The sequence below is a fragment of the Clostridium sp. UBA4548 genome (assembly GCF_002387895.1).
In the GTDB taxonomy this organism is placed as follows: domain Bacteria; phylum Bacillota; class Clostridia; order Clostridiales; family Clostridiaceae; genus Clostridium_J.
This window is the reverse complement of sequence record NZ_DGLI01000018.1, coordinates 1-23,603: the sequence shown is the minus strand read 5'-3', so window position 1 is coordinate 23,603 and position 23,603 is coordinate 1. Positions and strand designations below refer to the sequence as shown.

Here is a 23,603-nt window from a genome sequence, read left to right as displayed (position 1 = left end):
CTACAAAAATTATACTCTAACTCCCCTAGATTCTAGGGGACTTTAGCTGTTAATTTTTTTTCTTGGAGTTTTGTCTATGAAATTCTCTTTCTTCAACTAAATGTTCTAATAAATCTTTAAATTTCATAGTCATTGATATAGGAGTTACTGTAGCTAAAATCGGACGGCTTGATAATATAGTCCTTACTTCAGTAACTGCCCTTTGAAGGGTTCCATCATCGAACCCATTAAATATTACAATTTTTTCTTTAGGCAATGGTTCTTCTCTTTTTACTTCTGTTGTCTCATTATCCTCTAGAATTTCCTCTAAAGTTTTATCTGCCATAGAATTTTCTATTATAACACAAGGCTTCGCTCCTTGTTTTTCAAAGTGACTATTTAAAGTATCAATCTCTTCTAAATCTAAAGCAAAGGTTAAAATAACCTTCTTATCAAGCAAATTCATATCTTACTCCTTTTCCATTTCAGGATCTGCTTATAATTTTTCTGGCTCTTCGTAGTCTACTCCAAAGGTATCTACTGTTACTGCTTTCATAACTTGTTCTTCATAAGGTCTATCTCTAAAGTCTGTTTTTGTGCTTACAATCTCATCTGCTACATTTTGACCTTCAATTAACTTTCCAAAAGCAGCATATTGTCCATCAAGATGTGGAGAATTAGCTACCATCACAAAAAATTGACTTCCAGCTGAATCTGGATGTTGAGATCTTGCCATTGAAAGAACTCCTGTTGTATGTTTAAGATCATTTTTAAACCCATTACTTGAGAATTCTCCCTTTATGGAATATCCAGGACCACCCATTCCACTTTTCTCTGGACATCCACCTTGTATCATAAAGCCTGGAATTACTCTGTGAAAAATCAATCCATTGTAAAAGCCTTTTTTTATTAGGCTTATAAAATTCTTAACTGTATTTGGAGCTATTTCTGGATATAATTCTGCCTTCATTATTTTTCCGTTTTCCATTTCAAATGTAACTATTGGATTCATATAAATTCCTACCTTTCCTTACTCGTAATTCTTTAGGTCTGCCAACTTAATCAACAGCTTCTTACCTATTATGTATCTTTTGTACACTTTTATAGTTTATTACTTATTATACCATAATTATGCAAGTATAATCTTTAAATATATTTAAATTTTAGTAATATTCTAGAATGATAATTACCCTATATCCTTCATATTTTCTTGTATTAAAGAAAATTAATTCCTCACAGAAGTTATACTTCCTTGAATCCTATGAAACTATTCCTTATTTAATTAAAATAGACCAGGAAGTAATGTTCCTGGTCTATTTTTAAATTTTATAGCATTTCTTTTGCTACCACTAAATTAAAAGAAACATCTCGTGGCTCATTAGGAAATTCAATAGAAAGAGCTCCTCCTGGTAATACTAAAAAATAATCTTCTTCTATCAAATTATTAATAGAATCCTGTATCATACTAGTTTTGTGGAGTAGTAGCTTGTCCGAACTTTCTATTTCATGTAATCTAAATTTAATTTTTAAGGAATCATAACTAAAATCACTATCTACACTTTTAAAATTCTCATAACCATAAAATCTCACTTCATTATGCCTAGATACATTAAGATTAAGTTTATTTATCAGCGTAATCCTATCAATAATGTAAATACAGTTGCTATCTGTAGGATTTGTAAGAAGCACACTTTTAAATTCCTTATCCTTAGTGATTTTCACTTCAAATAACTCCCCATCGTTACCGTGGTTATTTTCTTTAGAAAATTTGAAAATCCTCACCCTTATCACCCTATTTTTTTATTTTTGCTAGAAATTTTAATTTTACCTTGAAAGAATATATTTCAAAGTCTTCATGTGAAAAACCTTTGCATGATAAAACCTTTAGATTTAAAAATACCCTCTAAAATTCCTATCAAAATGAAGCTACTGCAAGATTATCCCGCTAGTAATGAGCTTACTGAAAATATAATTACTCATTAACAATAGCTAAAAAAGTGACTTTCCTTTAAAGGTAAGTTCACTTTTTACTAGCTTGTTATAAATTAAAACTTCCTAGCTTTAGAGTTTGTCTATACTATAGAGTATTCCACTAGGGCTATTTTGGTTAAGGATTTTCTTAAATTATTTAAAATTGCACTTTATTATGCTTAATTGTTAGCTTATAGGTTTAATAATTTATAGCTTAAAGAAATTATAGCTTCACTATCCAAAGAATTATATATGTTCACAGTACCCTTACTACCCTGAGGATTTAATAAATTACTATCTTCTAAAACCTTTTTTAGGTGCCTTGAAGTGCCGTCACTACCGTCTATTATAGGTATATCTTCCCCTAACACCTTCGATATGACTCCCTTTACGAAGGGATAATGGGTGCACCCTAACACCACTGCCCCTATTCTGTTGCTGTCTACTTCTTTAAATTTTTCCCTAAGATAACTTTCTACCGCTTCTCCTTCTACATTTCCATCTTCAATTAATTCCACTAATCCTCCACAAGGAAGAGGTGCAATATTAGCTTCTTCCTTATACTTCTCCTGAAGTGCATTAAACTTCTTCTCAGCTAAAGTCATTGAGGTTGCCATAATTACCACAGCACCTTCTCTATTCAGCTCTACTGCTGGTTTTAATGCTGGTTCTATTCCAATGATAGGTATATCCTTATAAAAGCTTCTTAATTCCTCAATAGCCGCAGAGGTTGCAGTATTGCAAGCTATAACAATAGCTTTAACCCCTTTTGAAATTAAAAACTCCATAGCTTTAAAGGTTAGTTTTTGCACCTCCTCCACAGTTTTCACTCCATAAGGCGCATTTTTTGAATCCCCAAAATATATATAATTTTCATTAGGCATAAGCTTAATAGTTTCTCTTAAAACACTTAAGCCTCCAACTCCAGAATCAAAAAAACCTATACTTAAACTCTTTTTATCCATGCCATTTTCACCATCCTAAAATTATATGTTTAAACTTTAATTCTTAAAATTAAATGATTAAAAGAACTTATCTTAACACTATACAAGAATAAGATACTTCCTTATAGTAATAAGGTTTAAAATTTATTTTCTATATAATATGATACTACAGCTATTTTTTTATTAAAAGGTAAATATTCGCTATCTCCATATATTATAGATAAAAGACGTTTGAATCTCTACCAAGATATGCTATAAAGATATTTCTAAATACAAAGTAATATCTCTCTATTTTAGGGGTATACTAGTAAAAATAATATTAAGTTATGAAGAACATATAATATTTACATGTTTAACTTTAAGAATCAACTATGAAAGGACAATCAAAATGAACTTTCCAGATATACAAACTAACTTTTGGGATGCAATTATCGCAGTTCCCTTAACTGTTATATTAACACAATGTTTTAAGTTATTTCCCATACCACGCAAATATTTTCCAACCCTTGCAACTGCGATTGGCTTTATAATATCAATATTTTTTAGCCATAGGGGTGATTTAAGTGCGGGTCTTTTTATGGGTGGTTTTTATGGTTCAGCAGCTGTAGGATTATATTCCTCACTAAAAATAGGTTGGTTAACATATAAAAAAAGAAAAGCTCGCCGATTAGAGTAATATATCCTTCCATTTTTTTAAAAAAGTAGCCAAGCTATACATAGTTGCATAATATATATTAACCACAATAAGGAGGTTTTTTTATGTTTAGCTATGAGTCTAACTGTCACTGGGAAAATGAAGATAATATGGACTATGTAAATGATGGCTGCCAAAGTCATGTTCATGAATTTTTGGGAAGCACTAAACTAGCTGAAGAAGGTGAAGAGAGGCATAATCATCGCTTTGCTGGAGTTACAAGTGAAGTAATTTTAATGGATAACACTCATATTCACAATATATTAGTTAATACTGACTTTTTTGATCATCATCACGAAATAGGGATGGTTACAGGACCAGCTATTAGTGTTGGAAATGGGAAACATGTTCACTTAGTTAAAGGTATTACAACCCTTGATGATGGGCATTTTCATAATTTTATCTTTACCACATTAATACAAAGTCCGCTAATTTAATATGACAAGGGGTTAGGAATTCTAACCCCTTCCTTTTATCTCCACGATATTTTTCAACCATTACAATGATTATTGGCTTTATAATATGAATTAAGATGCTATGAAAGGTACATAAACTCTCTAAGATGAATATTTATATATTAAGGCTATAGGACTCCTATAATTTAGGGACTTCTATAACTTTTAAGTAATTAAAGAACCTGTAAAACTTTGTAATCTAATATTAACAACAAAGGGTGATGAAAATGAAGGATAGAAGCTACTGGGATAAACTATTAGGTACTTTATCTGAAGGAGTAGAAGAACTAGCAAAGGGTACTAACAATCTTATTGAAAACTCAAAGTTAAAATATGAAATTCATAGCATAGAGGGAGACATAAAAAAACTCTTCTATGACATTGGTTCAGGAATATATGAAGATTATAAATGTGGAGACATTGACCTTAAAGAGTATGAAGATATCTTTAAAACTATCCATACTTTAGAAAAGAAAATAGACAAACTAAAGAAAAAATTGATTAACTAGGTGATTTTCTGTATTGAATTGTAAATTGATATACAAAAAATGCAAAAGGTGTGCAAATGCACACCTTTTAGTTTATCTCTATTTCTATACTTTCTCGTAAAACTTCTTCAGTAAATCCTGTCTAAAAGTCTTCAGTTTTTTATGCTACCCTAGTTTCCAGCTCCTGTTGCTTTAGTTCCTTTAATTCTCTCATTACAAAGAATACAGTAATTATAGAAGCAACCGCATCAGAAGTTGGACCTGAAATCCAAACTCCATTTAATCCAAAGATTGGTGGAAGGATTAAAAGCAGTGGTATTAATACTATTACTTGTCTTACAAGACTCAAAAACATGGATATTTTTGCTTTTCCTACTGCTTGGAAGTAGTTTGTACTGATAACTTGGAACCCTATAACTGGAAGCATAGAAAGATAAATTCTAATGCCATGGGTTCCAATTGCAACAAGATCAGCATTGCTATTAAATATCCTTATAATACTTGGGGCTGCAAGCTCTACTACTAAAAACCCTGTGGTAGTTATAGCAACAGCTGCAATAACCGCAAGCATCCATGCCTTCTTAACTCTTTTATAGTTTTTAGCTCCATAATTATATCCAATAATAGGCTGTGAACCTTGATTTATTCCAAATACAGGCATTAAGCACATCATTGCTACACTTGATATTACTCCCATGGCACCAATTGCAAAGTCTCCCCCATGGGTTAAAAGAGCTTTATTTGATATTACTCCAACTAGGCTTGCAGCAAGCTGCATAAAAAATGGAGACATGCCGATAGCAAAAATGTTTTTTATTATTTCTTTATCTAATTTAAAGTTTTCTTTTCTCAGCTTAAGTGTGCTTTTTCCCTTTGTAAAGTGGTACAATACCCAAACTGTACTTGCAAGCTGAGCTATAACTGTAGCAATAGCCGCTCCTGCTACCCCCATGTCAAAAACAAAGATGAAGATTGGGTCTAATACCGTATTAGTAATAGCTCCAAGTAACATTGTAAGCATGGCAATCTTAGGGTTTCCTTCTGATCTTATAGCTGCATTAAGACCAAAGCCTATATTTTGAATTACCCCACCTGCTATAATGATTTGAATATATTCTTTAGCATAAGGTAAAATATTCTCACTAGCACCAAAGGCAACTAATAACTTATCTAAAAATGGGAAGGTTATTATTGCTAAAGCTACTAAAATTATAATAACCAATATAAGTGCATTTCCAAGGATTTTTTCTGCTTCATCTTTCTTTTGTTGCCCAAGTCTTATGGATATTAATGCTGCTGAACCTATTCCCACTAGCATTCCAAAAGCCATAATTACTGTAGAAATTGGAAAAGTTACTGTTACTCCTGAAAGAGCAAGTTCCCCAACCCCCCCTGGTATTTGTCCTATAAAAATCCTATCTACTATATTATAAAGTGCATTTACAATCATTCCTATAATTGCAGGAATGGAAAACTTTAAAAGCAACTTTCCTACAGATCCTTGTCCTAATTCCATTGTTCTATCCATTTAATCACCTTGTCTTTCTTCTAAATTATTGTATATTTTCCTTAGCCAGCAAACTAATAATTGTTGCTCTTCTTTCATAAAACCTTTAAACATTATATCCCTTGCATTGAGGAATTCCTTAAAACTTTCTTCTTTTATGGCTTTTCCTTCCTCTGTAAGATATATTCTATTGATCCTAGCATCTTCATTATCATGAATCCTTTTAATAAGCCCCTTTTCTTCTAAAGAAGATACTAATCCAGTAAAGGTTGCAGGCTTAATCTCAAGTATTTGCTGAAATTCTCTTTGAGATTGACCTTCTCTTCCACAAAGTTCAATTAGCACTCCAAGTTGAGCACTAGTGATATTATATTTTAAAAGTCTTGCATCATGGTAGCCTGTCATTTTTCTAGTTACAAGCTTAAGCCAATAGCCTAATCTTAATTCATCATCTTCCATAATTATTTAGCCTCCTAACTAATCCTATATTATTTTATTAGTTTATTACTGAAAAGTCAATGTGAAATCTACTTAAATAAATCTTTCACAAATCTCCATGTAGATTATTAGCCTTTAACCGCCATTAAAGGGTTTATGAAAGTATACAAAACAGCTCTTTAAAGTTCCAGTAAGTTGCATAAAGTCTAACAACCTGGAAAGCAGTTTCAGACTAAACAAAGGTACTTTGTTACACCAAAGGAATTTTTCTAGTTTAATCAACTATCATTTATAGATGCTAGCCGACTTGAAGCTTGCAAACTTTTGCTAAAATCCATACTTAATTTAAAATTTATCCGTAATAGAAAAGACCAGGATTATAACTTTATATCCTAGTCTCTCATACATATTAATTTAATTATTTTCTTAAATTACTTTATGTTTATTACTGCCTTATATTCATTAATTATCTTATAAGTTAACTTATCTTACTTGCTTAATAACTCTTTTATTTTTTCTTTTATATATTCTTTTAACTCTTTTTCTCCAATATATGTGTTCTCATCTACATCACTTGGCTTTATTCTAAAGAAGTTTATAATTAGTTTGTTTCCTAAAATTATATACTCATCAGAGTGTAATGGTGAGAAAATTACTTCTATTTCTTCAAAGTTCTCGCTACCCTTAACATCCTTAACTTCTGAAACTAAAGAATCTAAATTTAGTCTCTTTAGTGGATTCGCCATAGACTTAGTGTATTCTAAATCCTCCATCATCCACATATTATTGTTCCAAAATTTCTTTTCTTTTTTAGTGCCAGTGAAACGCTCTCTATTTTTTATAGCACTTAAAGCTCTTCTAACTGATTCTGCATCAAATTCTTCATCATAAGCCGCACTTAATGCTGGCATGTTAGCTACATCATAAAAAAAGCTTTCTGCAATATTGTCCTTTTCACTAGCTGCTTGCCAGTAATATAGCATAGCTTCCACTGCTTCTAGATTTAATCTAATCCTTTGTAACATAAAAAATCTTCCCTTCTTATTATAGATTATACGCTAATACCATTATACAGCAAAAACCTTATAATAATCCATTTATCATAAGCAAATTTTCACTTTTTCCATAGTATATAGTATACCCATAAGTTACAGTAAGATGAAGGAGAAGAAAAAAATGAGCAATCTGGATAATACACAACTAAACCCTGACCATGACACCTGTAATTGCAAAATTGGAAGCTGTAAAAATAACAGTGATTACACTTGCAAGAAGGATAGCTGTAACTGTGGCAGTGGCTGCAATTGTGGTGAGAATTGTACTTGTAATAATGTGAATGACTCTATTTCTAGTCCCACTAATAATAAAACTTGTGAATCCACAGCGAAAAAAAATACTTGTACCTTATTTACATTAAGTAACATTATAATTATTGATTTAGATGAGAATTAACTTAACAATTGTCAAATTCAAATCTTAGCGGAAGCTCCTTGGAGTAAAAATGCTCCAAGCTACTTCTAAAACTAAAATCCCCTGAGGAAATGTCCTCAGAGGATTTTTTATCTTCTGCTTATTACTCCAATAGCCGTTCCCATAATCATAGCATCTTCACTTTCTACTTTTATTGGGTCATACTTTGGATTTTCAGGAATTAAAAATATACCATCTTTTTTAATGGAAAGTCTTTTTAAAGTAGCATTACCATCTAAATCTATTGCAACAATGTCATTATTATTTGCAATGGTTTGCTGTCTTATAAGCACATAGTCACCATCGTGAATATTAGCTCCTATCATACTATCACCTTTAACTTTTAACATAAAGGCATCCTTTACCCCCTTGAGCCAATAGGTTGGAACACTGAAATTCCCTTCAAACTCATCACTAATAAGAATTGGCTCCCCTGCTGCAATGTCACTATAGACAGGTACTGCTCTTAATTCATCCTCACTGAGAGTTTCTCCACTTCCATTGGGATCTAGTATTACTTCTCTAGAGCTTCCACTATCCACTGCAAAGTCATATTCCATTCTATGTCTTATATCTTTATAATTAAAATAATCCATGTATAAATTTCTCATTTTATTTTTCTCGTCATTTCCTTTTGTTTCTATAGAAACTTGCTTAACCTTAGGAGTAAGACTTTCATTAGAAACTTCTTCTTCACTCATATCAATATGAAAGCTTTCAACCTTTGAGATATGATCCTTTAACTCTACCACTTCCTTAGTCACAGCTTTCTTAATGCTAACCTCTACACCAGGATCTTTGCTTAAACACCTCTCTCTATTTTCAAGCTTTTCTTTAAACTTAATAGTCTTATATTTATTATCATCTATATCCTTAATGGACTTATGACTATTAAAGTAGGAATGCTCTAAAAGATTGTCCACTTTGTTTAGAATTAAAGTAAAGTTACTGTAGGTTTTATTCTCTAATAGCTCCCTAATCAGCTTAAGCTGCAGCTTTGATAAGGTTTCACTATTATCTATAAATATATGTGTGTATTTCTTACTTCCTACTTTTCTTACTGCTTCTAAAGCCAACATCTCCTTATGAAGTGTATCCACCCAATTATGCATTTCTAATAAAACCTTATAAGTTTCTAAAACTTCATATATTGCCTCTCTAGAAGAAGAGTTTTTAGGAAGCTTTTTTCCTCTTCCTTTTCTCACAAAACTTTGATATTGTTCCACTGTATCTAAATGATTTGCTCTTATATAATCAATTTCCTCAAGAATAAATTTAATATTTTCTTTTTTTAGCAGCTTAGACTTTGTATGTTTTTCTTTTACTTTTGCCATAGCCTCTAAAAGTATATTCTCTCTTTCTTCTACACCTTCAATAAAACTATAATTCCTATTAGTTTTATCCTTATAATTATTAAAATAGTTATGGATTAACTCCTTAACTGATAGCACTTCAAAGGAATTATTTATTGCGCTAAAAAAAGTCAAATTACTGCTATTATCCTTTAAGTTATTGTATGTCTCCTTTATACTGGTCTTTTCATCATTAGTTATAAATAATATATTATCATCACTATATAAACAATAGTCTGTACTTAAATAAGCAGCCCTATTAATAGCTTCATAAGTTTTTCCAGTACCTTCTTCTCCTTGAAGAATAAAAAACCTTCCATTTTTAAATTTACTTGTGTTAGTTTGCTTTAGTCTCAAAACTTCACCCCCTTGAACAACGAATACTGTTACTAAAACTTCTCACTAAGCCTTATAACTAAATAAGGACTTATTTTTAGTAAATTGCTCTTAATTTTTCTAGTTAAAAACTCTTAATTAGTCATTATTATAAATTCATTTTTAAGCTCATCGCTCAAGATAAACTTTTAGCTAGGACCTATTCTAAAATACGACACTAAGTTACAATTATATATCATATTATACCATAAATTCTCTCTAAACTCATTAGAATATATTGGCACAGCTCAGTTTATCTAGTCATTTTTCTTACTAAAGTTGAAGTCCAAATAGCTACCATTATTACTCCTGCTATAATTTCTAAGTTAGCAACAAACATACTTATCATACTATGAGGAACCAAGTTTCCATAACCAACTGTACAAAAAGTAACTATACTAAAATGAATGGAATAAAGAAAGTCCTTTAAAAAAACTAAAACTCCCTTAGGCATAGATAAATCATGATAATCAATTACGCCTGTCTTAGTTTCTATTCCTGTAAACAAATAAATCACTGCACAAAAAAGTATTATAAGTAAGGAAACACCAAAGCTCCTATAAGGTTTTTCTCCATAACCACACACAAAATTTGATAAGGTAGACACTATTTTTTTTATTCCTCGTAAAGTTCTGTGCTTAGCTTTTTTACTCTCATAAAAACACTCTCCATACTTATCTTGTATGTCATTTTTAAGGTATTGATTTCCGAAAGCCATATAGCTATTAGCTATGTTTAAATCCTTCTTGCTACAAGGATGGGTTGATTTATTTCTTAGGCAATAATAGTTGTCCTTGTAATTAAAAGGTCCTATATAAGATCCATAACTTACTCTAGTGTACCCTCTTTGATTTAAGAACAATATATCCATAGAGCAACTAGTATCCTTAATTACACATTCCATAAGATTACAATCATCAATAAATCTTACAGCATTGTAGCTATTTCCTATTAAGTTGCATCTCGCCATAAAAGTATCTTTAAAAGAAGTAACATTAAGTTTACACCTTTTCATAATTATTCCACTTAAGTTACACTTATAAAAAGAAGTTCTTTCAATATTTCCACCAAAAATTTCCAAAAAACTTTCGTGTCCAATATTACAGCGTTGAAACTTACAAAGGTGAAAAACACAATTTTCAAAAAATACATTAGAAAACCTAATGTTTTTAAACTCTATTTCTTTAAAGGTGCACCCAATATAAGCTATATCTGAAAAACTTAGTTCTAATACCCCTGTAGTCTTATTAAATTCCTTACCTTCTACTCTTGCGTTAACAATACTTAACAAATGGTTTGGAGTTATATTTTTTATCCTTATATTAAAATAACTAAGTGGCTTTGTAGTTTTTTGAAAATGCCTTGTTTTAAATAACTGCAGTATAAGTTTTTTCATAGTCATGCATTCACTCCATGTCACTATATTTATTGCAAATATTCACAATGTTATAAATTGAATTAAAATTTTGCCATAACCTCTTGTGTTCACCCCCATAACTCATGATATAATTTTGTCATACACTGTAATTATCTGGGGGACATTTAAATTATGTACAAGAATTTAAAAATTCTAACAAGACGGCATTCAAAATTAAGTGGATTAAAACTAAAACATTCTTTATTTTTACTTATATTATTTATATTCATAAACATTTTTTGTCCTTCTAAACCCGTCTCAGCCTTTACAGGTCAAGTTAAAAATATCTTAGTTCTTACTTCCTATGAGCAAAATGAATATTGGGAAACCAATGTACTAAAAGGATTGTATGAATCTTTGAAGGATGAAAATATTCAACCTATATATAAAGTTGAATACTTAGCTATTTCCAACGAAGATAAGAAATATACAGATGCTCAAGAGGAACTTTTAACACTTAAGTACAAGAATACTAAATTTGACTTAGTAATTGTCATAGATGATGAAGCCTTAACTTTCTTTTCTACTCACGGTAAAAATATTTTTGGGGAAGTTCCTGTAGTTTATGGTGGCATAAATAGTGCCAACAAACTTTTTCGTTACCCCTACAATACCTATACAGGGGTTGTGGAACACTATAATATAAATTCATTAATAGACTTAATGTTACGTGCACACTCTAACGTAGAGCAAATTAATGTAATATTAAACAACTCTGCTTTTTCCTCTACTGTAGAAAATGACATAAAGTCATCCTTAGCTTATTGGTCTACTAATGTGAAGTTTAATTTTATAAAAGATGATTATCTAGAAAACATTTCTTCCAAGCTTGAAGCTCTTCCATCACCACAAGTACATCTCTTAGTTGGAAACTTTAAGACTAAGGATAACTTCCTAATACCTTATGGTGATGTAATATCAACAATTAAGAATTGTTCTGATTGTTCAATTTATTCTACTAATGGAGGTTATTTCGACTCTAATATTATAGGAGGATATGTTTTATCTGGAACAGAACATGGAAAGATATTAGGTAAACTTGCATTAAGAGTTTTAAAGGGAGAAGCTCCTAATTCTATACACCCAGTACATGATACTAGTGGGATGTTTGTTTTTAATTACTATGAGCTAGTAAAAAATAAAATTTCCCAAAATATTCTTCCTCAAAATAGTGTTATTAAAAATCAGCCAACTTTTAATAGTAACATTTTTTACACAACTATGATTGTTCTAGGAATTTTAATAGTTATATGCATTATTATAATAATTTATCAGACTAATGAAAAGCTTAGGAGCATTACGAGAATAAACTATGAGAAAAAACGATACGAAGAAGTTTTAAAATATGATAAAATGAAAACTGAGTTTTTAGCTAATATATCTCATGAATTAAGAACTCCTCTTAATGTTATGTTATCTGGGCTACAGCTTTTAGAAATGCATAAGGCTAAGGGAGATATTACCTTCAAAGACCCAGCTTTAGTGGAAAAGGCTTTTTATGTTAAACAAAACGGCTATAGACTTTTAAGATTAATAAATAATCTCATCGACGTAACAAAAATTGACTCAGGATTCTTTCATCTTCAACTTGAAACAAGAAACATCATTGAAGTAGTTGAGGGTATTACTCTTTCCATTTCAGAGTATATGGATCAAAAGGGAATAAATTTAGTTTTTGATACTAATGAAGAAGAGCTTTATATGCCCATAGATTCTGATAAAATAGAAAGAATAATGCTTAACCTTCTTTCTAATGCAGCAAAATTCACTCCTGAGAGTGGAACAATTTTTGTTAATATGGATTGTTCAAAAGACTCAGTAAAAATTTCTGTAAAAGATAGTGGTATTGGAATTCCTAAAAGCATGCAGAAGGAAATCTTCAATAGATTCACTCAAGTAGATAGCTCACTTCATAAAAATAAACAAGGTAGTGGCATTGGACTATCTCTTGTAAAATCTCTAGTAGAGCTTCATAAGGGCAGTATTTATGTTGTGAGCACAGAAGGAAAAGGCTCTACCTTTACATTTGAACTTCCAGTAACTACGATGCAAGAAAGTGAAGTTGCAACTACTTCTTTAGATATTGAAAATCCTAACTATAATGAAAAAGTAGTTCTAGAGTTCTCTGATTTTAATGAATCTATATAAATTATCATTAGATAAAATATGTTAAAAAACTCCCTATGAAAGGAACTTTTCATAGGGAGTTAATCTTTAATATCTACATTTTTAAATCTCTTTTATCCTCTACAATCTTCTTCCAAGCATAAAGAGCAAGGGATACACAAATTACTCCATAAGCTACAAACACTCTAAAGTATTCACCTATTTGAGCATTATTAAATAAATTCTTCCCTGCGGTTGGCGATACCACAAAGAGAGTATGGAACAAAATTACTCCAAGTAAAGCTTGTTTATTTGTAGCCTTAGATACGGAAGCTCCTCCTATTAGTATAGCTGCTATAGCAAACATACCAACTTGTTCATGACTTCCATAGGTATTTAAGGTTCCAATATTTTGGAGGAATATAATTTGTCCCCAGGCTGCTAGAACAGTAGAAATAATTATAGCTTTAATTCTAGTTTTGTTTACATTTATTCCTGAAGCATTCGCCACTACTCCACTTTGACCTACAGTTCTAAAGTCTTGCCCAAGCTTTGTTTTAAATATAAACACATTAAATGCGCAAAGTATAACTAATATAACCATACTAATCATAGGCACTTTTACGAAAAATAACACAGCTGCAATAGATGGAATTTGACATATAAATACTATACCCAAGCTTAACACTGCCATAACCACGTGTTTTTTAACAATACCTTTTTTCTTTACTGCTCTATAAATAGTAACAGCTATAAACCCAATTCCTATAATTAATGCCACATAGTAGGTTAATTCGTAAAGAGATAGTCTCCATAGGTCATCCAGGGCATATTTTATACCACCATTTAGATCTACAGTGTTTTTTATTCCAACACCTCCACTAATCATAAGCTTCGGATTCTTCATTGGAATTACAGTTCCTACTAGGAACAGGAATAAAAGCTGATAAAGCCCATTTGCAAAGATACCAAGAATCATACTGGTTATCATTTCTTGACCCTTTGTCATATTTAATAACTTGCCTGTAAGATAGCCAAAAACTATAGCTATAGGAGTAGTTAAAACTACACACAACAAGAACCCTGGAATTCCTACAATACCCCAATGAGTCACTGCAATAATTACAATTTGTGCAGCCATAGCACCAATAACTATTCCAAAGTTTAGTCCCATCCCTGCAATAACTGGAATTATTAAAGATAGCACAATAAATAAATTCCTTGCAATTCTATTTACAAGTTCATCTAAAACTAAGGTTAAAGGCTGTCCTGATAAATTTAACCCCAATAAACAAAGAATGATAAATAATATGGTAACCATATTATTAAATATATAGTCTTTAGCCTTTGCAAATAATCCCTTACTATGCATCAGCTCCACCCCCTTTAGCCTTAGTTAATGCATAAATTATAATACCGTTACTAACTATTATCCTTATAACTTCAGATAGATTTCCCTCCGTAAACATAGAGTTAACAACAGGAAGTCCCACCGTAAGTAGCCCTTGGAATAAGAAGGTTCCAATGATAACATGAGATATCTTTGCACCTCTAGTAGAAGCTCCTCCAATTAATACAGCTGCAACTGCTGGAAATCCCATCATCATAGGCGCTTGATACAGCTGAATAAACCCATAGCTTTGAGAGTAAACCATGATTCCAACTGCTCCTAAAACTGTAGATATAGTTGTTCCAATAACTCTAGTTCTATCTACATTTATAGCAGAAGCCTGTGCAAACTTTGGATTGTTCCCCCCCGCAGTCATCATAATTCCTGTTTTGGTTTTTAAGAAGAACCAAACTATTAAACAACATACCAAAAACATTAATATTAAGCCTGTAGGAACTGTAACTCCACCTATTCTAAAACTTAAGAAGTTATCTAGTATTTTAGCAAACCTGCCCTCTAAAGTTATGGTAGTTCTAAGTCCTTGACCTATAGGCCATTTTATTTCTTCACTCATAAAAGGTAATAGTAGCCATCCTATGCACATAAGGGACACTGCTGAAAAACCAGCATAGGTTCCTATCATCATTTCATCTCCCTTAACCTTGTTAAGCAAGAGTCCATAAAGGTAGCCTAAAACTGCCGCAAGAACTATAGAAATTATAGTTCCCACAAAGAAAGCCTGAAACCCCCTTAAGTTCATTTCTATACTAATTAACCCTCCTAAAATACCTGCAAGAAGCCCAATAGGTAGACCAAAGTTTAAACCTATTCCACAAAGAATACCAGGAACCATAGCAAGTACTAGTATTCCATTCATTCCAAATCTAACTAAGATATCCGAAAAAAGAGTACCCATATTTAACTTCATAGGAATTGCTAGAATGCATAGTAGTATGAAAAATCCACCTATAATTAACCTCGGTAATCCGACTTTATTAGTAAAATCCTTAACTTTCTCCATGATTTTCTTCCACCTCCCTTTGCTCCTCTATTTTTACATCTGTGTTTAAGCCAGACATTAAAAGTCCAAAGTCTGCATCAGGAGCCTCTGGTTTTAATATACCTGCTACCTTGCCCTCTGTGATTATGGCAATCCTATCGGAAATTGACCTTAATTCTGCAAGCTCACTAGAGGTCATTACTATGGTCATGCCTTTTTCCTTGTTAAGTTTCACTAGGGTATCTAATACTAACTTTTTAGCTCCTATATCAATTCCTCTAGTAGGTTCAGATACAAACAGCACTTTTGGATTTAGTGTTAAAGCCCTTGCAATGCACACCTTCTGCTGATTTCCACCACTAAGCCTTCTGGTTAGTTGAGTAGGTCCTGTGCACCTTATATCTAAATCTTTAATCATAGAGTTTGTATAAGCTCTAACTCTTTTAGAGTCCACTACCTTTATAGGTCCAAAGTTTTTAAAGAACTCTCCATTTATCTCCATGGAGGTTACTGCTATATTAAGCTCTATAGAATTATCAAGAAGAAGACCAATTCCTCTTCTATCCTCTGAAACAAAGGCCAGTTTGCTTTCTAGTGACTCCTTGGGCGAATTTAAAACTAAAGGTTTCCCTTCTAAAGTTATTTCTCCACTTGCTTTATGAAGTCCCATAATTCCATTTGCAATACCAATTTTACCTTGACCAGCGAGGCCACCAATACCTAAGATTTCTCCTTTTTTAACCTGAAGGCTTACTCCTTTTACTCTCTCCCCTGGCATTTCTACCACTAGATTGTCAATGTTTAAAATTACTTCTCCCTCTGACTCTTTTTTCTCCTCTACTTTTCTTATAATTTCAAGTTTTCTTCCAACCATATACTCAGCAAGCTGAACTACATTAGTATTTTTCTTTTCTACTGTAGCAACAAGCTGTCCATCTCTTAAAATTGTAATATTGTCAGCTGCCTCCATAACCTCATCTAGTCTATGTGTTATGAATATAATAGCGATTCCACTGTTAGCAATACTTCTCATAGCAGCAATTAACGTTTCAGCTTCACTTTCTGTAAGAACTGCTGTAGGTTCATCAAACACTAAAAGTTTAATATTCTTCTTATCTATCTCCCTTGCAATTTCAACAAACTGCATATAACCTACTGGAAGACTAGAAACATAAGCAAGCTCATCAATACCAATTCCAGTGGTTTTTAATGCCTCCTTACCATCCTTATTCATAGCTTTATAATCAAGGGTTTTTAAATTTTCCCCAAATATTCTACTGATAACAGAATTCTTAGTAATTTCTCTATTAATTTTTATATTTTCAGCCACTGTAAAACCTGGAATAAGCATAAACTCTTGATGTACCATACCAATCCCTAAGTCCATGGCATTCTTTGGAGATTTTATAGCTATAGGCTCTTCATTTAAATACACTTGTCCTTTAAATCCGCCTGTAGAATGAATTACAGGCATTCCAAATAAAATATTCATTAAAGTAGACTTACCTGCACCATTTTCCCCAAGTAGTGCATGAATTTCTCCAGGTTTTATATTTAAACTAACACCTTTAAGTACCGAGTTTCCAAAATACTCTTTTTCAATGTTCTCCATACGGAGCACATATTTTTTCTCCATGCTTCCCCCTCCTCGTATATTTAATACTTTAGAAGGGATTCTACCTGATGAAACTAATTCTTTAGGCTTTTCCCTTCTAAAGCATAGTTAAAAAATTACTAACCTTATTTTTCTTCTAAAAGTAGTAAATCTACATCCTTACTATTTTTTAGAAAATTCAGAATTATTTTTAGAAGTTTATATAATCCGATAATAATAAATAATAATTATCGTAAGTCTTATTAGCTTTTTCATCTTTTAAAGGTGATACATTAATCTTGCTCCCTAAAATCTTAGCAATAGTTTCCTCTAACTTAGCTTTGTCATTTTTACCCTTAGTTTTACCTTCTAGAACTTGCATAGCATATTCTGTTCCTGCTTCAACGAATAACATATTTACAGGTACTGGCCAAGTTGAGAACTTACCTTTGCCACCCTTTTCTGCAATTTTCTTCTCAATTTCCTTAACTATAAATTGAACATCACCCTTTTTATCATCTGGAATTTGTATTCCAAGTGCTCCTGGGTAAGCATGGTATGGTGATGGACAACATTGTTGTGGGAATATAGCTCCTTGTGCTAATACTGACTTAATAAGTGGTTCTTGCATTGAACAGTTTGTGCTAAAGAATGCTGTATCTTTTCCAAACTCTTGAACCTTTCTTGGAACGTCTTCAAGAATAAATTGTTGTGCTCCTGGAACTCCAGCATCTCCAGTTGGGTCTGGTGCTGTTGCATCAACAAATTTTAATCCTAACTCTTCACAAGTCTTTTTGAACAAATCTCTTCTTTGAGCAAGTAATTCGTAAGACATATGCCTTGGGAAAGAGTAGTGAACAAAAGTCTTAGCTCCTTGTTTTTTTGCCTGCTGTATAACTGTTTTACCCATTCCAAGCTCATCAGCTTGTAAAATTACATCAGCCTTTCCAGCTATCATTGCTGGATCTTCTCCTGGAACCCCTGCAACAAAAAGCATATCAGGTCTTTTTTCTTTAACCTTATCAATAGCAGCAGATGCTCCTGGTACTGCTTGAACAAATATTATAGCCTTAACTTCTGGATCTGATGCTAAAGTTAATGTATTAGCTATTGTTGTTTCTTGCTCCTTCATAAAACTGTCTGGATAAGTTTGAAGCACTATTTTATCTCCATATTTTTGCTTCATTTTCTCTGCTGCTCTGTACTCTTCTTCTCCTTGAGAAACTGTACCGGTTATAATTCCTATTTTATACTTGTCATTTTTAGCAGTGCCTCCACCTTCTACTGGACTTTTAGGACCGCAGCCAACCATTCCTAAAACCATTAATCCAGTTAAAACCCCTGCAAGAACTTTTTTTAACAATATATTCGCCCCCTATAATTTTTAATAGTATAAATATATTTACCTATAAATGTGAATATGTTTAAAGTCGAAACATTTTATTAATAATAGTTTAATTAATTTAATAAAATTCCTATAAACTTCATTATTATTTAGTTTTACTTTGTAAAAATCCTCATAAACTTTACATATTTTTAAAAATTAGCACTAATTATTCTTCTATATTAAAATTTATATTATATTTATTTTAATATTAATCATCAAAGTTCCTCAAAGTTTTAGTATTTATTAAAATTCTCCCATAATTGCCTACAAACAAAAATCCAACCTTAAAATTTGCATATAGTTAATGGCTAGTTAAAACCCTTTCTCTTATATTTTTATACAAAAAAATCAACGAAGCTTTTTTCTTCGTTGATTTTCAAAGGATTAGGCACATACTTAATATTTATCAATTATACAAGTTCCAATGAAGTTACTACTTTATAAGTAAAATCATCTGAAATCCAGATAACCTCATTATTGAAATTTCATTGGTAAACTCATACACAATTAAGCTATTACTCTGATACTTCAATAGCACTTGTTGGACAACTAGCTTCTGCCTCTTTTGCGCAGTCTTCACTTTCCTTTGGTACTACGTCTACAACTACACCAGCTTTTCCGTCATCTTCGAATTCAAAAACCTCTGGGCAAAGACTTGGGCATAAACCACAAGAAATACATTCATCTTTATTAACTGCTGCTTTCATTTTCATAACCTCCAATTTTATGTAAAAATATTTAAGTCTATTAACCTTTACAACTTATAAACTTTTTAAAATAGACTTATTCCTATTTCTTAGGATACCTTTATGCTTAAGTTTTTATTCTTATTTGTAAAAATTTATATGAAATTCATTAGCCTTGTACTCTTTATTTTTAATAACCATTATATGTTTACTTATAAAAAAAACCTCCACTAAAGATAGTGGAGGTTCTTAATTTAAATTATTAAAATAAATTTTTACTTTTTAATGCCTTAACCTATAATGTGTAGTATAAAGTTTATCAAAAACATTGAAGATATCAAATACATAGGTATTCTAACTTTACTACCACTACTAGCACACAGCTTTACTACTGGATAAGCAATAAATCCAAAAGCCATACCATCTACTATACTAAAGGTTAATGGAATCATAGCTATGGTCAAAAATGCTGGAAACCCTTCTGTAAAATCTTCAAAATTAATATGGGTTACATTTTTAATCATAAGTCCACCGATAATAACTAATATAGGAGTTATTGCAGTATTTGGTATGGTTTTAATAACTGGTATGAATAGTAAAGATACCAAAAATGCTAACCCTGCTACTATTGAAGTTAATCCAGTTCTTCCGCCAGCAGCCATCCCTGCAGCACCTTCAATAGAAGTTACAGTGGGACTTGTACCTAAAAATCCTGAAGCAATAACAGAAATTCCTATAGCTCTAAAGGTCTTATTATACTTCTCTGGCTGATTCAGCATTATATTTACTTGTCCATGTAATAAACCCAAATTCTCAAAAACTAATACCAGTGATAATGAAAATGTAGCTATCCAAAATGTAGAGGTGAAAATCCCACTAAAACTCATGGCACCTAAAACTTCACCATAGGCTTTAAGATTTATACCATTTAGGGTAAAATCCTGCAAACTTACCACACCAAAAAACATGGATACCACAGTTCCGAGAACCATACTTATTAAAAAGTTTCCTGGTACATTTTTTATAAAGAGAAAAAGAGTTATTACTAGGTTAATAAAGGTTACATAAACCTTAGGATCCTTGAAATTTCCTAGAACTACAAAAGTAGCCTCATTAGGAATTATTATGCCACTTTTTTGAAGACCAATAAAGGTAATTAGTATACCAATACCTACAGTAATGGCCTCCTTTAAAGAAGTTGGTATTGCTTCTGTAAGAATCTTAGATAACCTAGTAAAGGCTACCACAGAAAATAAAATACCTGACATAAAAACAGTACCTAAAGCTTGTTGCCAACTTAACCCCATAGATTGAACTATAGTGTAAGAAAATAATGCATTAATCCCCATGCCTGGAACAAGTATTACTGGGGAGTTTCCCATTAAAGCTACTAATAAACAGCCCACAAAGCATGACACTACAGTGGCTATTATTGCTCCTTCTATAGGAACACCAGCATCAGATAGGATAGATGAATTAACTGCTACGATGTAAACTACAGCAAAAAAAGAAGTTAATCCACCTATTATTTCTTTCTTAATGGTAGAGTTACTTTCCTTAACTTTAAATAACCTATTCAAAGTATTACTTCCTTTTCTTGAATCCCTCTCCCACCCACACTAACTAAAACTTAATCAAGGTAAAACAATGAAAAAAACTTCATATTAATTAATAACTTTGAAAGAAGGTTACACTCCTTTCAAAGTTATCTTTGTTTCAAAGTTTATTTTTGTATTCTAGCTTCCTCTTCAATAAAGCGAAAGTTTTATTCTACAAAATCTCTTTTATCTTTAATTAATGCAAGTAGTATTATATCAAACTTCTAGAAAAAACTCCACCTAGTTAAAAATAATTTAAAGGTTCTTAACTTTTAATATTTTATTCCCTTTATATTATTTTTTCTTTGTATTTCTTGTACTTCTTCAGGTTTTAATCCTGTTATAGCACCTATTTGGTCCATACCTACATTTTCTCTCAATAAATTCTTAGTCGCTTCTATAGCATCTTCGTGCATTCCTTTTGGCATTTTTCTCATACAAAAAACCTCCTCGTAAGTTATACTTTATAGTTCTTTAAAGATGAAATATTACACTTCAACTTTAAGGTCTAGATAAAATCAAAGCAATATCCTTACTAATAAAGTAAAAGATTTTAACTTAGATTTCATATCTATAGTATTTGAAGAAAAGGTTTATTTATAGCTGTTAAATTATCACTACTAATTTATAATTCATATAAATCGCCCACTAATTTCATGTGTTTATTATTAATTATTTTATGTTACGTGGATATGGATTTGGAAAAATAAAAGCTTATAGTTCCCTTTAAAAATTTTAAGGGATTTAAAGTTAAGTTTTAACTTTAAATCCCTATGAAGTAAACCGTTTTAATAATTAATTTTGTATTATATTATTATTTTTCAATTTTGAAGGAACTCTTTAGGGACACAATCCTATTAAACACTGGTTTATCTTCAGTAGAGTATTTACTATCTACATTAAAGTATCCATGTCTGAAGAATTGGAACTTATCCTGCTTCTTTGTTTCCTTCATATTAGGCTCTACATAACCTTGTAAAACTTCCATGGAGTTTGGATTAACATTTTGTAGAAAATCCTTGTTATCATCTTGATTTTCATCTAAGATTAGTGGTTCATATAGTCTAAACTCTGCAGGTATTGCTGACTTTGCATCTACCCAATGAATTGTACCTTTAACTTTTCTTCCAGTAAAGCCAGTTCCACTCTTTGTCTCTGGGTCGTAAGTACAGTGTACTTCTACCACGTTTCCGTTGTCATCCTTTATAAAGTCATTACATTTTATGAAATATGCTCCTTTAAGTCTAACTTCATTTCCTGGGAATAATCTAAAATACTTTTTAGGTGGCTCTTCCATAAAGTCATCTTGCTCTATATAAATCTCTCTTGAGAAAGGAACTTTTCTTTTTCCCATTGATTCATCATCTGGGTTATTTTCTATATCTAACATTTCAACACCATTTTCTGGATAGTTTGTTATAACTACCTTTAATGGCCTTAAAACTCCCATAGTTCTTGGAACCTTTGGACCTAAGTCCTCTCTTATAAAGTATTCAAGCATTTGAGCATCTACCACACTATCATTTTTAGCAACCCCAATTTCTCTGCAGAAATTACGAATCGCTTCAGCAGTAAAACCTCTTCTTCTAAATCCAGCTATAGTTGGCATTCTTGGATCATCCCATCCGTCAACTACTTGTGCATCCACAAGAGCTTTAAGCTTTCTCTTACTCATAACAGTGTTAGTCATATTAAGTCTTGCAAACTCAATTTGTTGAGGCTGACTTCCCATTTCACACTCTTTAACCACCCAATCATATAGTGGTCTATGATCTTCAAATTCTAAAGTGCAAATAGAATGTGTTACATCCTCAATAGCATCTTCTAATGGATGTGCAAAATCATACATTGGATAAACACACCATTTATCTCCTGTATTGTGATGAGTAGCATGAGAAATACGATAAATAATTGGATCTCTCATATTAATATTTGGAGAAGCCATGTCAATTTTTGCTCTTAAAACCTTCTCTCCATCTTTAAACTCACCTTTTCTCATTCTATCAAATAAATCTAAGTTCTCTTCTACTGTTCTATTTCTATATGGACTTTCTTTTCCTGGCTCAGTTAAAGTTCCTCTATATTGTCTGATTTCCTCTGGAGTTAAATCACAAACATAAGCTTTACTCTTTTTAATTAAAAGTATTGCTCTATTGTACATTTCTTCAAAGTAATCTGAAGCAAAGAATAAGTTATCCCAGTTAAATCCTAACCACTTAACATCCTCTTTAATAGATTCTACGTACTCTGTATCTTCCTTTACTGGATTTGTATCATCAAAACGAAGATTTGTTTTTCCTTTAAATTCATCAGCTAACTCAAAGTTTAATACTATTGACTTTGCGTGACCGATATGTAGATAACCATTTGGTTCTGGTGGAAAACGAGTTATAATTTCCTTATGCTTGCCACTTTGTAGGTCGTCCACCACAATTCTTTTAATAAAGTTTGACGAAGTACTTGTATAGTTATCTGCCATTTAATTCACTTCCTTTTTTTATTATTCTGTTTAACCTTGTCTTGTTTACAAGGTATTTATCATTTTAAAACATATTGCAACCCTTACTCTAAGGAACCAAACCTAAAGTTATAATAGTATGTAAATCCAACTTATTTTTCCTGAAGATTTAACAAATCAACATAATTAGTCCTTGGCTTAGAATCCTTTAGCAATCTTACATAAGTTTAAATATACCATAAAACCTTCAGTTATGCTATTCCTTAAGTAAACTGTTTGAGTCAAGTTAAAGTT

General features: G+C 31.6%; 22 protein-coding genes. 5 read left to right on the top strand and 17 right to left on the bottom strand.

Annotation, left to right across the window (positions count from 1 at the left end; genetic code table 11):
* Positions 1-49 precede the first annotated feature (49 nt).
* From B3040_RS06340 to murI, 4 genes are all read right to left on the bottom strand, one after another.
* Complete coding sequence (locus B3040_RS06340) at positions 50-445, bottom strand: DUF3783 domain-containing protein (RefSeq protein ID WP_291571321.1); 396 nt, start codon at positions 443-445, stop codon at positions 50-52.
* A gap of 30 nt (positions 446-475) precedes the next feature.
* Positions 476-991, bottom strand: coding sequence for a peptidylprolyl isomerase (locus B3040_RS06335; protein ID WP_291571319.1), 516 nt, complete (start codon positions 989-991; stop codon positions 476-478).
* 314 nt (positions 992-1,305) lie between these two features.
* Entirely contained in the window at positions 1,306-1,761 is a 456-nt protein-coding gene (locus tag B3040_RS06330) for a hypothetical protein (RefSeq protein WP_291571318.1), read from the bottom strand.
* A 380-nt stretch (positions 1,762-2,141) separates the two neighbouring features.
* On the bottom strand, positions 2,142-2,915 hold the full coding sequence (gene murI, locus B3040_RS06325) for a glutamate racemase (protein ID WP_291571315.1): 774 nt from the start codon (positions 2,913-2,915) through the stop codon (positions 2,142-2,144).
* Positions 2,916-3,282: 367 nt separating this feature from the next.
* Here murI and B3040_RS06320 point away from each other — a divergent pair, with 367 nt between their 5' ends.
* The 3 genes from B3040_RS06320 (at position 3,283) to B3040_RS06310 (ending at position 4,552) form a co-directional block, all read left to right on the top strand.
* On the top strand, positions 3,283-3,570 hold the full coding sequence (locus B3040_RS06320) for a hypothetical protein (RefSeq protein WP_291571314.1): 288 nt from the start codon (positions 3,283-3,285) through the stop codon (positions 3,568-3,570).
* 128 nt (positions 3,571-3,698) lie between these two features.
* Positions 3,699-4,025, top strand: a complete 327-nt coding sequence (locus B3040_RS06315; RefSeq protein ID WP_291571323.1) for a YmaF family protein — start codon at positions 3,699-3,701, stop codon at positions 4,023-4,025.
* Between the two features lie 245 nt (positions 4,026-4,270).
* Entirely contained in the window at positions 4,271-4,552 is a 282-nt protein-coding gene (locus B3040_RS06310) for a hypothetical protein (RefSeq protein WP_291571312.1), read from the top strand.
* A gap of 139 nt (positions 4,553-4,691) precedes the next feature.
* On the opposite strand, the gene B3040_RS06305 is transcribed toward B3040_RS06310, so the two are convergent.
* The 3 genes from B3040_RS06305 to B3040_RS06295 form a co-directional block, all read right to left on the bottom strand.
* The gene (locus tag B3040_RS06305; protein WP_291571310.1) at positions 4,692-6,059 is read right to left on the bottom strand and encodes an MATE family efflux transporter; all 1,368 of its coding nucleotides are present in this window, start codon (positions 6,057-6,059) and stop codon (positions 4,692-4,694) included.
* Positions 6,060-6,497, bottom strand: coding sequence for a MarR family winged helix-turn-helix transcriptional regulator (locus tag B3040_RS06300; RefSeq protein ID WP_291571308.1), 438 nt, complete (start codon positions 6,495-6,497; stop codon positions 6,060-6,062). It lies immediately after the preceding gene.
* A 467-nt stretch (positions 6,498-6,964) separates the two neighbouring features.
* Positions 6,965-7,501 carry a hypothetical protein gene (locus B3040_RS06295; protein WP_291571306.1) on the bottom strand — a complete coding sequence of 179 codons (537 nt, stop codon included), beginning with the start codon at positions 7,499-7,501 and terminating at the stop codon, positions 6,965-6,967.
* A gap of 151 nt (positions 7,502-7,652) precedes the next feature.
* Here B3040_RS06295 and B3040_RS06290 point away from each other — a divergent pair, with 151 nt between their 5' ends.
* The gene (locus tag B3040_RS06290) at positions 7,653-7,928 is read left to right on the top strand and encodes a hypothetical protein (RefSeq protein WP_291571304.1); all 276 of its coding nucleotides are present in this window, start codon (positions 7,653-7,655) and stop codon (positions 7,926-7,928) included.
* A gap of 107 nt (positions 7,929-8,035) precedes the next feature.
* Here B3040_RS06290 and lexA read toward each other — a convergent pair whose 3' ends face one another.
* Positions 8,036-9,655 (bottom strand): transcriptional repressor LexA, encoded by a 1,620-nt coding sequence (lexA, locus tag B3040_RS06285; RefSeq protein WP_291571302.1) that lies wholly within the window; start codon positions 9,653-9,655, stop codon positions 8,036-8,038.
* A 271-nt stretch (positions 9,656-9,926) separates the two neighbouring features.
* Positions 9,927-11,069, bottom strand: coding sequence for an ion channel (locus tag B3040_RS06280; protein ID WP_291571300.1), 1,143 nt, complete (start codon positions 11,067-11,069; stop codon positions 9,927-9,929).
* Between the two features lie 153 nt (positions 11,070-11,222).
* Here B3040_RS06280 and B3040_RS06275 point away from each other — a divergent pair, with 153 nt between their 5' ends.
* A complete protein-coding gene (locus B3040_RS06275) occupies positions 11,223-13,238 on the top strand; it encodes a sensor histidine kinase (protein ID WP_291571298.1) in 2,016 nt (671 codons plus the stop codon).
* A gap of 73 nt (positions 13,239-13,311) precedes the next feature.
* Here B3040_RS06275 and B3040_RS06270 read toward each other — a convergent pair whose 3' ends face one another.
* From B3040_RS06270 to B3040_RS06235, 8 genes are all read right to left on the bottom strand, one after another.
* On the bottom strand, positions 13,312-14,568 hold the full coding sequence (locus B3040_RS06270; protein WP_291571296.1) for an ABC transporter permease subunit: 1,257 nt from the start codon (positions 14,566-14,568) through the stop codon (positions 13,312-13,314).
* Positions 14,561-15,607: an ABC transporter permease subunit gene (locus tag B3040_RS06265; protein ID WP_291571293.1), complete on the bottom strand. Its 1,047-nt coding sequence runs from the start codon at positions 15,605-15,607 to the stop codon at positions 14,561-14,563. The genes B3040_RS06270 and B3040_RS06265 overlap by 8 nt, the downstream gene beginning before the upstream one ends.
* A complete protein-coding gene (locus B3040_RS06260) occupies positions 15,594-17,222 on the bottom strand; it encodes a sugar ABC transporter ATP-binding protein (protein WP_291571291.1) in 1,629 nt (542 codons plus the stop codon). The genes B3040_RS06265 and B3040_RS06260 overlap by 14 nt, the downstream gene beginning before the upstream one ends.
* A 169-nt stretch (positions 17,223-17,391) precedes the next feature.
* Positions 17,392-18,543: a DUF3798 domain-containing protein gene (locus B3040_RS06255; protein WP_291571287.1), complete on the bottom strand. Its 1,152-nt coding sequence runs from the start codon at positions 18,541-18,543 to the stop codon at positions 17,392-17,394.
* A gap of 539 nt (positions 18,544-19,082) precedes the next feature.
* Entirely contained in the window at positions 19,083-19,274 is a 192-nt protein-coding gene (locus tag B3040_RS06250) for a ferredoxin (RefSeq protein ID WP_017415037.1), read from the bottom strand.
* Positions 19,275-19,543: 269 nt separating this feature from the next.
* Positions 19,544-20,833 carry an NCS2 family permease gene (locus B3040_RS06245; protein ID WP_291571283.1) on the bottom strand — a complete coding sequence of 430 codons (1,290 nt, stop codon included), beginning with the start codon at positions 20,831-20,833 and terminating at the stop codon, positions 19,544-19,546.
* A 290-nt stretch (positions 20,834-21,123) separates the two neighbouring features.
* A complete protein-coding gene (locus B3040_RS06240) occupies positions 21,124-21,288 on the bottom strand; it encodes a hypothetical protein (protein WP_291571281.1) in 165 nt (54 codons plus the stop codon).
* 377 nt (positions 21,289-21,665) lie between these two features.
* Positions 21,666-23,330 (bottom strand): glutamine--tRNA ligase/YqeY domain fusion protein, encoded by a 1,665-nt coding sequence (locus B3040_RS06235; RefSeq protein ID WP_291571279.1) that lies wholly within the window; start codon positions 23,328-23,330, stop codon positions 21,666-21,668.
* Between the last annotated feature and the right edge of the window lie 273 nt (positions 23,331-23,603).

Coding starts and splice junctions, on each gene's coding strand:
- B3040_RS06335 (WP_291571319.1), bottom strand. CDS start 991: ATGAATCCAATAGTTACATTTGAAATGGAAAACGGAAAAATAATGAAG.
- B3040_RS06290 (WP_291571304.1), top strand. CDS start 7,653: ATGAGCAATCTGGATAATACACAACTAAACCCTGACCATGACACCTGT.
- B3040_RS06305 (WP_291571310.1), bottom strand. CDS start 6,059: ATGGATAGAACAATGGAATTAGGACAAGGATCTGTAGGAAAGTTGCTT.
- B3040_RS06270 (WP_291571296.1), bottom strand. CDS start 14,568: ATGCATAGTAAGGGATTATTTGCAAAGGCTAAAGACTATATATTTAAT.
- B3040_RS06235 (WP_291571279.1), bottom strand. CDS start 23,330: ATGGCAGATAACTATACAAGTACTTCGTCAAACTTTATTAAAAGAATT.
- B3040_RS06260 (WP_291571291.1), bottom strand. CDS start 17,222: ATGGAGAAAAAATATGTGCTCCGTATGGAGAACATTGAAAAAGAGTAT.
- B3040_RS06320 (WP_291571314.1), top strand. CDS start 3,283: ATGAACTTTCCAGATATACAAACTAACTTTTGGGATGCAATTATCGCA.
- B3040_RS06340 (WP_291571321.1), bottom strand. CDS start 445: ATGAATTTGCTTGATAAGAAGGTTATTTTAACCTTTGCTTTAGATTTA.
- murI (WP_291571315.1), bottom strand. CDS start 2,915: ATGGATAAAAAGAGTTTAAGTATAGGTTTTTTTGATTCTGGAGTTGGA.
- B3040_RS06310 (WP_291571312.1), top strand. CDS start 4,271: ATGAAGGATAGAAGCTACTGGGATAAACTATTAGGTACTTTATCTGAA.
- B3040_RS06250 (WP_017415037.1), bottom strand. CDS start 19,274: ATGAAAGCAGCAGTTAATAAAGATGAATGTATTTCTTGTGGTTTATGC.
- B3040_RS06275 (WP_291571298.1), top strand. CDS start 11,223: ATGTACAAGAATTTAAAAATTCTAACAAGACGGCATTCAAAATTAAGT.
- B3040_RS06280 (WP_291571300.1), bottom strand. CDS start 11,069: ATGAAAAAACTTATACTGCAGTTATTTAAAACAAGGCATTTTCAAAAA.
- B3040_RS06295 (WP_291571306.1), bottom strand. CDS start 7,501: ATGTTACAAAGGATTAGATTAAATCTAGAAGCAGTGGAAGCTATGCTA.
- B3040_RS06315 (WP_291571323.1), top strand. CDS start 3,699: ATGGACTATGTAAATGATGGCTGCCAAAGTCATGTTCATGAATTTTTG.
- B3040_RS06265 (WP_291571293.1), bottom strand. CDS start 15,607: ATGGAGAAAGTTAAGGATTTTACTAATAAAGTCGGATTACCGAGGTTA.
- B3040_RS06300 (WP_291571308.1), bottom strand. CDS start 6,497: ATGGAAGATGATGAATTAAGATTAGGCTATTGGCTTAAGCTTGTAACT.
- B3040_RS06240 (WP_291571281.1), bottom strand. CDS start 21,288: ATGAGAAAAATGCCAAAAGGAATGCACGAAGATGCTATAGAAGCGACT.